Annotated in this window: 8 protein-coding genes; 7 read left to right on the forward strand and 1 reads right to left on the reverse strand. The window is 63.1% G+C overall.

The genetic code is table 11. The features are described 5' to 3' along the window. Window positions 1-46 precede the first annotated feature (46 nt). The gene (locus VGO12_RS16785; protein WP_327513879.1) at window positions 47-2140 is read right to left on the reverse strand and encodes a carboxy terminal-processing peptidase; all 2094 of its coding nucleotides are present in this window, start codon (window positions 2138-2140) and stop codon (window positions 47-49) included. 561 nt (window positions 2141-2701) lie between these two features. Here VGO12_RS16785 and VGO12_RS16790 point away from each other — a divergent pair. From VGO12_RS16790 to VGO12_RS16820, 7 genes are all read left to right on the forward strand, one after another. After that, window positions 2702-3151, forward strand: coding sequence for an ester cyclase (locus VGO12_RS16790; RefSeq protein ID WP_327513880.1), 450 nt, complete (start codon window positions 2702-2704; stop codon window positions 3149-3151). A 223-nt stretch (window positions 3152-3374) separates the two neighbouring features. Then, on the forward strand, window positions 3375-4466 hold the full coding sequence (gene ada, locus VGO12_RS16795; protein WP_327513881.1) for a bifunctional DNA-binding transcriptional regulator/O6-methylguanine-DNA methyltransferase Ada: 1092 nt from the start codon (window positions 3375-3377) through the stop codon (window positions 4464-4466). Between the two features lie 116 nt (window positions 4467-4582). Further along, on the forward strand, window positions 4583-5233 hold the full coding sequence (locus tag VGO12_RS16800; RefSeq protein ID WP_327513888.1) for a hypothetical protein: 651 nt from the start codon (window positions 4583-4585) through the stop codon (window positions 5231-5233). Continuing rightward, window positions 5217-5867, forward strand: a complete 651-nt coding sequence (gene alkB, locus VGO12_RS16805; protein WP_327513882.1) for a DNA oxidative demethylase AlkB — start codon at window positions 5217-5219, stop codon at window positions 5865-5867. The genes VGO12_RS16800 and alkB overlap by 17 nt, the downstream gene beginning before the upstream one ends. Before the next feature lie 147 nt (window positions 5868-6014). Then, window positions 6015-6266, forward strand: coding sequence for a hypothetical protein (locus tag VGO12_RS16810; RefSeq protein ID WP_327513883.1), 252 nt, complete (start codon window positions 6015-6017; stop codon window positions 6264-6266). Window positions 6267-6400: 134 nt separating this feature from the next. Further along, window positions 6401-6967, forward strand: coding sequence for a methylated-DNA--[protein]-cysteine S-methyltransferase (locus tag VGO12_RS16815; protein ID WP_327513884.1), 567 nt, complete (start codon window positions 6401-6403; stop codon window positions 6965-6967). Beyond that, window positions 6964-7713 (forward strand): 2OG-Fe(II) oxygenase, encoded by a 750-nt coding sequence (locus VGO12_RS16820; RefSeq protein ID WP_327513885.1) that lies wholly within the window; start codon window positions 6964-6966, stop codon window positions 7711-7713. Before VGO12_RS16815 ends, VGO12_RS16820 begins: the two co-directional genes overlap by 4 nt. Window positions 7714-7936: the final 223 nt, after the last annotated feature.

Below are 7936 nucleotides of genomic sequence, written 5' to 3' on the forward strand. Positions count from 1 at the left end.
CAGCCATCGCTTGCCCGCGGCGCGATCGTGCGCCAGGGCAGTTGCGTTACGGCTTGGCGCCTACCTGCAGCACGCCTTGCAGCAGGTCCGCCTCGTCGGCGACGATGGCGGCGGCTTCGTCCCTCAGCACGTCCTTTGCGTTCTTGCGCGCATTCTCCCGCGCGATATCGGCGGTGAGGCTGCGTTCGTCGGCATTGAGGCCGTCGTCCCCGGCCGTATCTTCGCCCTCGCCTGCGCCTGCGCGAGACTTCCTTCGTTCTTCCCGGGCCGCCTGTTCGCGCCGGCGCTCGGCTTCGTTGAGGGATATGGTGCCCTTCTCACGCTGCGCCTTGACGTCGGCAATGTCTTCCAGAAGGCGCTGGAAATCCGGATTGCTCTCCACCCGCGCATCATGCCGGCTTTGCAGTTTCGGCAGCACCGCCTTTACGCTGTCGACGGGGACGTATTTCGCCGGCTTGATCTTGGTCCATGGCAGGGCATTGTCGTAGCTGGATTCGCCGAAGCGCTTCGGATCGGAGAGCCCGGGCAGGCTGATGTCCGGCGTGACGCCGCGCAACTGCGTCGTACCGCCATCGATCCGGAAGAACTGCGCTATCGTCACCTTCAGCTCACCGAACTCGGGCTTCGTCTTGCGGACCATCTGGTCGAGATTGACGACCGCTTGCACCGTGCCCTTTCCGAAACTGGGTTCACCGATGACCACGCCTCGGCCGTAGTCCTGGATCGCCGCGGCAAAAATCTCCGAAGCGGACGCCGACCCGCGGTTGATGAGAACACCGACGGGACCGGTCCAGGCCGGTTCCGGAAGATCTGACGTCGTTACCACGACCTTGCCGTCGCCGTCGCGCTGCTGCAGCACCGGCCCCTTGCCGATAAAGAGACCGGTAAGGTCGATCGCCTCTTCCAGCGAACCGCCGCCATTGTTGCGCACGTCGATGAGAACGCCGTCGACCCCTTCCTGCTTCAGCTCGCTGAGGAGCTTTTCGACATCGCGGCTGGCGCTGCGATAATCCTTCTCGCCTTTGCGCCGCGCGTCAAAGTCTTCGTAAAACGCCGGAAGGGTGATCACCCCGATCTTGCGGGTCGACTGGCCAACCGTCACCGGCAGCAGCGTCTTCTGGGCAGCCTGTTTCTCCAGGCTGATCTTGTCGCGCACCAGGCTGATGATGCGGTGCGGGGCATCTGTTCCGGCATCGACCGGCAGGATGTCGAGCCGCACGACCGACCCCTCTTTTCCCCGGATCAATTGCACGACGTCATCGATACGGGTGCCGACCACTTCCTTGATCGCCCCATCCTTGCCCTGGCCGACGCCGGTGATGCGGTCGCCGACCGCGAGCTGGCCGGACAATTGCGCCGGACCACCGGGCACGAGCTCGCGAATCGTCGTGTAATCGTCGCGCTCCTGCAGGACGGCGCCGATCCCCACCAGCGACAGTTTCATCGCGATGTTGAAATCGGCGGAAGCGTTCGCACCGAAGTAATCCGTGTGCGGGTCCGTCGACGTCGTATAGGCATCCATGAACAGCTGGAACACGTCGTCGCTCTTGGTCTTGCCGGCGCGATCGAGAGTGTTGGCGTAACGCTTGTCGAGCGTCTCCCGGATAGCCGCATCGGTCTTGCCACCCAGCTTCAGACGCAGCCAGTCGCTCTTGACCCGCTTCAGCCAGAGATCGTTGCTTTCGGCGTCCGACTGCGGCCATGGCGCGTCTTCGCGAAGCAGCGGATAGCTTTCATTCGTGGAGAAGTCGAAGTCCTGCTTGAGCAGGCTGCGCGCGTAGGTCATGCGGTCGACGACGCGCGCGCTATAGGCGTTGAAGATCTTGAACGGGATCTTCAGGTCGCCCCGCTTGATGCCGTCGTCGATCTTGTTTCGGTCGGCCATGAAACGATCGATGTCGGCCTGCAGGAAGAGCGTGCGATCCGGATCAAGCGTCTTGATGAACCGGTCCATGATCTTGGCCGACAAGGCGTCATCGAGCGCGATCGGTTTGTAGCTGAAACGCGTGAGAAACTTCGCACTCACCTGGGCAGCCTGCGACTGTTGCTTGAGTGGCTCCAGGACAGGGGATGCCACTTCAGCGTGAGCCGACTGCGCGATCACAAGAAATGCACCCAGGAAGACGTATGAAATGCGCATTCGGCGTTGTTCCAATTCTTGAAGCCGCGTCTGATGCGCGATCTAGGTGAAGCAATTGTGGTTTTTTGGCAGCCGCGTGGATCACAAGCGCGTGGGACGCTTCGGCTCCACGTTGTTCGTCACAGCCCGCCGACAGCCAAGAAGCTCAGCAGTCTGAGATAGCCCATAACGCTTTTCGCGTCCATCCGGCAGCGCTGCCGTGAACAGCCCTTCAGCGCTGCGCCTCGCGCCGGAAGGCCCTGCGACGGAGTGACCGATCTGATCAGGCAATCGGCAGCGGATGCCTGAGACCGACACTGCCCGCTCGGCGTCGTTGGCCTTGCGACACCGGCCCGGTTGAACGCCAGCCACTGGCGGACCGAGGTCTCTCCGTTTCCTGGCCGAAAATCCAAAAAAACTGCAAATACAGCTGCTTGGCCATATGTCAGCAACGATGCCGCGGACCATCGTTTCCAAATCGAAGGTAAGAACCGGAGTTTGGCGGCGGGAAGCCTCGACTATCCCTTTCCTCAGGTCATCGAAAGCTTCGATGGCCGGCCGATCTTGAAAGAGGATATTTCCATGAGCAAAGAAGAAGACAACAAGGCCGTCGTCGTTCGCTGGTTCACCGAATTCTGGGGCAAGGACGTCAATCTTGCCGTCATCGATGAGATCGCAGCGCCCGACATGTTGCTGCAGTACTCCCTGCACGAGCCGCGCCGCGGCCGCGAGGAGATCAAGGCTTTCATGACCGACTTCCGGGCCGCCTTTCCCGACCTCAACTTCTGGGGTACTGCCGACCTGATTGCCGAGGGCGACTATGTCGTCGGCCAGTGGGAAGGCGGCGGCACGCACTCAGGCCCGGCCTTCGACGATTTCCTGACGGGAAGCCTGCCCGCTGCGACCGGCCGCAAGATGCACTTCACCGGCAAGACCGTGCTGAAGGTCGTCGATGGCCTGATCGTCGAGGAGAGCGGCCTCGACGATGGACTGACGGCGATGATGCAGCTCGGGCTGGTTGAGAAGGCCTGATCGAGGGCGGATGCCTCGGTCCGCACGGGCCGCGGATGCGTTACCCGAAAAATGGAGGCTCGCACGATTTGCTGTGCGAGCCTCTTTTTTAAGATTTCTGGCAATCCCCCTTCGCCGGCGCAAGAACCGGGTGGGATCCTGTTCGATGGAAGAGCAAGGTTCGCAGTGTGGCCGCCCTCGATCCCAGGCATGTCGGCGGAGACCAGATCCGGGGAATAGACAAATGACGACGATCCTTCAGTCCCTTCCAGCACGCCGCGTCTCGCGTCCTTCCGTCGCGGACGATCCCCGCTGGACCCGCGTCGTCACACGGGACAGGTCCGCCGACGGTCAGTTCTGGTACTCCGTCGCGACAACCGGCATTTATTGCCGGCCCTCGTGCCCATCGCGCACGGCAAACCCGAAGAATGTCGCCCTGCACGACACCATCGACAGCGCCCGGGCCACCGGTTTTCGGCCGTGCCGGCGTTGCAACCCCGAAGGCCATTCGCTCGAATGCGAGAATGCAGCACGCGTCGCGCAGGCCTGCCGCATCATCGAAGAGAGCGACGAAGAACCGTCGCTGGAGGAGCTGGCAGAGGCTGTCAGTCGTAGCCCGAGCTACTTCCATCGCATGTTCAAGGCATCGGTAGGATTGACGCCGAAGGCCTATGCCGCAGGCCACCGCGCGAAAAAACTCCGCGCCGGCCTTGAGACCGGCACGAGCGTTACCGAGGCAATCTACGACGCCGGGTTCAACTCGAGCGGCCGCTTCTATGAGAAATCGAACGGCATGCTCGGCATGACGCCCACGCGGTATCGGGAGGGCGGTACCAACGAAGATATCCGGTTTGCGGTCGGCCAATCCAGTCTCGGAGCGGTCCTTGTGGCGTCCAGCGCCAAGGGCGTCGCCTCGATCCTGCTTGGTGACGACCCGGATGCACTGGTGCGCGATCTGCAGGATCGCTTTCCAAAGGCACGGCTGATCGGCATGGATCGCGAATACGAGGCGCTGATTGCCCAAGTTTGCGGTTTCGTCGAAAACCCGGGCATCGGCCTCGATCTGCCGCTCGACGTGCGCGGTACGGCCTTTCAGTGCCGGGTATGGCAGGCCTTGCAGGAGATCCCCGTCGGCGCGCGCCTGTCCTATCAGCAGATCGCCCGACGCATCGGCGCACCGAGCGCCACACGGGCGGTGGCCGGCGCATGCGCTGCAAACAATCTTGCCCTTGCCATTCCCTGCCACCGCGTGGTGCGCAACGACGGCTCGCTTTCCGGCTATGCCTGGGGTGTCGAGCGCAAGCGCGCCCTGCTCGATCGAGAGGCGTCCCTTTGAATAGATCCCGCCGGTGTGGTCAATCCGTCGCCTTGTGCGCAAGCCTTGACGACGACTGGCGCATTCCGTGCGCGCGTGGGTACGTGTTGACGTAAATGCTGCATCGGGAAAGCGCCATGCCCCTTCAAAACCGCGTCACGCCCTTCGGGGAGATTGTCGCCATTCCTCAGCGGGGCCTGTTTACCGGCAATCGCGGCATCCTTCACGATCCCGCGACGAGGACACTGCTCGGGAGGCGCTGGGCGTCGAAGGCCTGGCTCGTCTGCGCTTGCGACTTCAGGGGACGGCGGCGCGACGTGATGGCGCGCCGGAGCTGGACCGAGCTGTTTTTCCTCGACGAGGCCGTGGCGCTCGCCGCCGGGCATCGCCCCTGCTTTTTCTGCCGGCGCGACGCGGCGGAGCGCTTCCGACGTTTCTGGGCGTCGGCAAAAGGCGAACCACCTCCTTCAGCCGCTCAGGTCGACAGCGTTCTGCATGCTGAACGCCTCGATCGCCGCCGCAAGCGCATGCATCCGGTCACCACTCCCTTTGCCGCGCTGCCGGACGGCGCGGTCGTGGCAGTCGGGGATGACGCCTACACACTGCATGCCGGCCGGGCGCATCGCTGGACCGACGAGGGCTACTCCGGGCCCGAATTCCTGCGTCGGGCCGATTGGCTGCTGACGCCACCATCAACGGTCGGTGCACTGCTGGCGGGCTATCGGCCCGTCTTTCACCCTTCGCTCAACCCGTTACCCCACAGGCCTGAAAATGCGCGACCTGTTTGACCTGCTTGCCCCCGTCGACCCCGTCGTCGAGACAATGGCCAAAGGCGCCATGCTTCTTCGCGGGGCAGCACTTTCCCGCGAAAACGAACTGCTCGCAGCCCTCGGTGACATCACCAGCCAGTCGCCCTTCCGGCACATGGTCACGCCGGGCGGCTTCACCATGTCGGTGGCGATGACAAATTGCGGCGCGGCCGGCTGGGTTACGGATCGCACAGGTTACCGGTACGATCGCAACGATCCGGAAACCGGCCGCCCTTGGCCGGCCATGCCCGCATGCTTCCTCGACCTTGCTCTCGAAACGGCAGCGCGGGCCGGCTATCTGGGTTTCCGCCCGGACGCCTGCCTGATCAACCGCTACGAGCCTGGTGCCCGCCTGTCGCTGCATCAGGACAGGAACGAGCGCGACTTTGCCAATCCGATCGTCTCGGTCTCGCTCGGGCTTCCGGCAATGTTTCAGTTCGGCGGCCTCAAGCGGGATGATCCGGTGAAGAAATATGCACTGCGGCATGGTGACGTCGCGGTCTGGGGTGGACCGTCGCGCCTCTTCTATCACGGCGTCCCGGAGTTGAAGGATGGCGTCCATGAGATCGTCGGGCGGATGCGGATGAACCTCACCTTTCGCGGCGCCCTATGACCCTTCCGGGCATGGTTCCGTTTGATTGCGGGTGTCGGAGTTCCGCGAGAAATGCCTCGAGGTGACGTGCCGCTGATGACCGGTATGGGAGCGTCGGACACCTGCAGCCCGCCCGCCACGACGTCCGGAACAAGGAGAGCCACAGTCATGTTTTCGCGGGGCGGATCGGATGCGAAAGGAAGCCGGCGCAAGCGCCCTCAGCCCCGGGAAACCATCGATACGCTCATTGCGCGTGCAAAGGGCAATCCGGCAAAGGCACTCGTGCTCACCTGTATCGGCCAACTCGCGATCGCCGGCCTCGTGGAACTGCGCATGCGCGAAAACGGCGAAGCGGAAGCCCGCTTCACCTCCGGGGAGATCTATCTTCTCGCTGAAACGACAGTCATACGGCTCGCCTGACGCGATCTCTCCGGCATTTTCCATACGCTGGCATCGACCCCCGCAAAGTTTCGATTTGAGAACAAGGATCGGAGTTCGGCGGCGCGGCCGCAAATCTAGTCTCGCTCATGAGGATGCAACAAGGAGCAACACCAATGAACCTCTTGATCAAGACTGACCATGTACAGCCGAGCGTGCGGCAGATTTCCCCCTCGACCATCGCCGACGTTATCTCCTACGCGGTCTTCGACTGTGACCTCGGCAAGGGTTTGGTTGCGCGCAGCGCCAATGGCGTCTGTGCGATCCTGCTTGGCGACACAGCCGAGGCGCTGACCGCGGATCTGCACGATCGCTTCCCGTACTCCACCCTTGTCGCAAGCGAAGCGATGGTCAGGGACGATATCGCGAAAATCCTGCGCTATCTCGCCGAGCCTTCGCACGGTCTTCATCTCGCGCTCGACATGCGCGGAACGCCGTTCCAGCGCCGCGTCTCGGAAAAGCTGAAGGCGATCCCGCCCGGCCGGACCGTGAGTTACACGGAGCTTTCCAGGTGGGTGGGCCCGCTCGCAAACCCGCGCGCCGTCGCCGGCGCCTGCGCCGCCAATCCCGTGGCACTTGCCATTCCCTGCCACCGCGTGCTGCGCGCCGACGGAACGCTTGCCGGTTTTCGCTGGGGCATTAAGCGCAAGCGCGTGCTCATCGAGAAGGAAGCCAGGGCATGAAAACGACTGCAATCGATATGGTCGAGACGTCCCCGGATTTATCTGCGCAGACACGGATTGACGCCTACGACTGGGATGCGCTTGCCCGCGAACTCGACGGCTTCGGCTGCGCCGTTCTCCCCCGGCTCCTGACGCCCGAGGAATGCCGTGGCGTCGCGTCTCTCTATGGCGACACGAGCCATTTCCGCAGCCACATCGTCATGGCGCGGCATGGCTTTGGAAAGGGCGAATATCGCTACTTCAGATATCCGCTGCCCGATCTGATCGGTCGCATCCGGACCGCGCTCTACCCGCGCCTTGCCGGCGTCGCCAACGCCTGGAACGAGCGAATGGGGCTGGACCAGCGCTTCCCCGGCGAACATGCCATGTTCCTCAAGCAGTGCCATGACGCCGGTCAGACGCGACCGACGCCGCTCCTGCTGCAATATGGTCCCGGTGACTTCAACTGCCTTCACCAGGATCTTTACGGCGAGCTCGCATTTCCGATCCAGGTGGCGATCCTGCTTTCCGAGCCGGGCCGCGATTTCACCGGTGGCGAATTCGCCCTGACGGAACAGCGGCCGCGCATGCAAAGCCGCGTCGAGGTCGTGCCGCTCAGGCAGGGCGACGCCGTCGCCTTCGCCGTCCACAATCGCCCGGTCGAGGGAACGAGGGGGAACTATCGTGTGAACCTCAGACACGGCGTCAGCCGCGTGCGATCCGGCATGCGTCATACTGTCGGGATTATCTTTCACGACGCCCGATGAGCGTGATGTCGGCGTGCGCGGCTTGGGTTTTCCCGCACGCCGGAAGGGCTCGGAGTTTCCTCGAAGCCCGCTGTCTGTTGGGGGTCCCAGAAACGCCAAAAGCCCCCTTGCATTTCTGCTTGGGGGCTTTTTTGATTTGGTTGCGGGGGCAGGATTTGCGGATATCTGTCCCGCTTCGTCGGCTGCGCCTCCTTGCGGGCCCCTGAAGAGGTGTTAACTCCTC

The organism is Ensifer sp., assembly GCF_035999135.1.
Taxonomy (GTDB): domain Bacteria; phylum Pseudomonadota; class Alphaproteobacteria; order Rhizobiales; family Rhizobiaceae; genus Ensifer.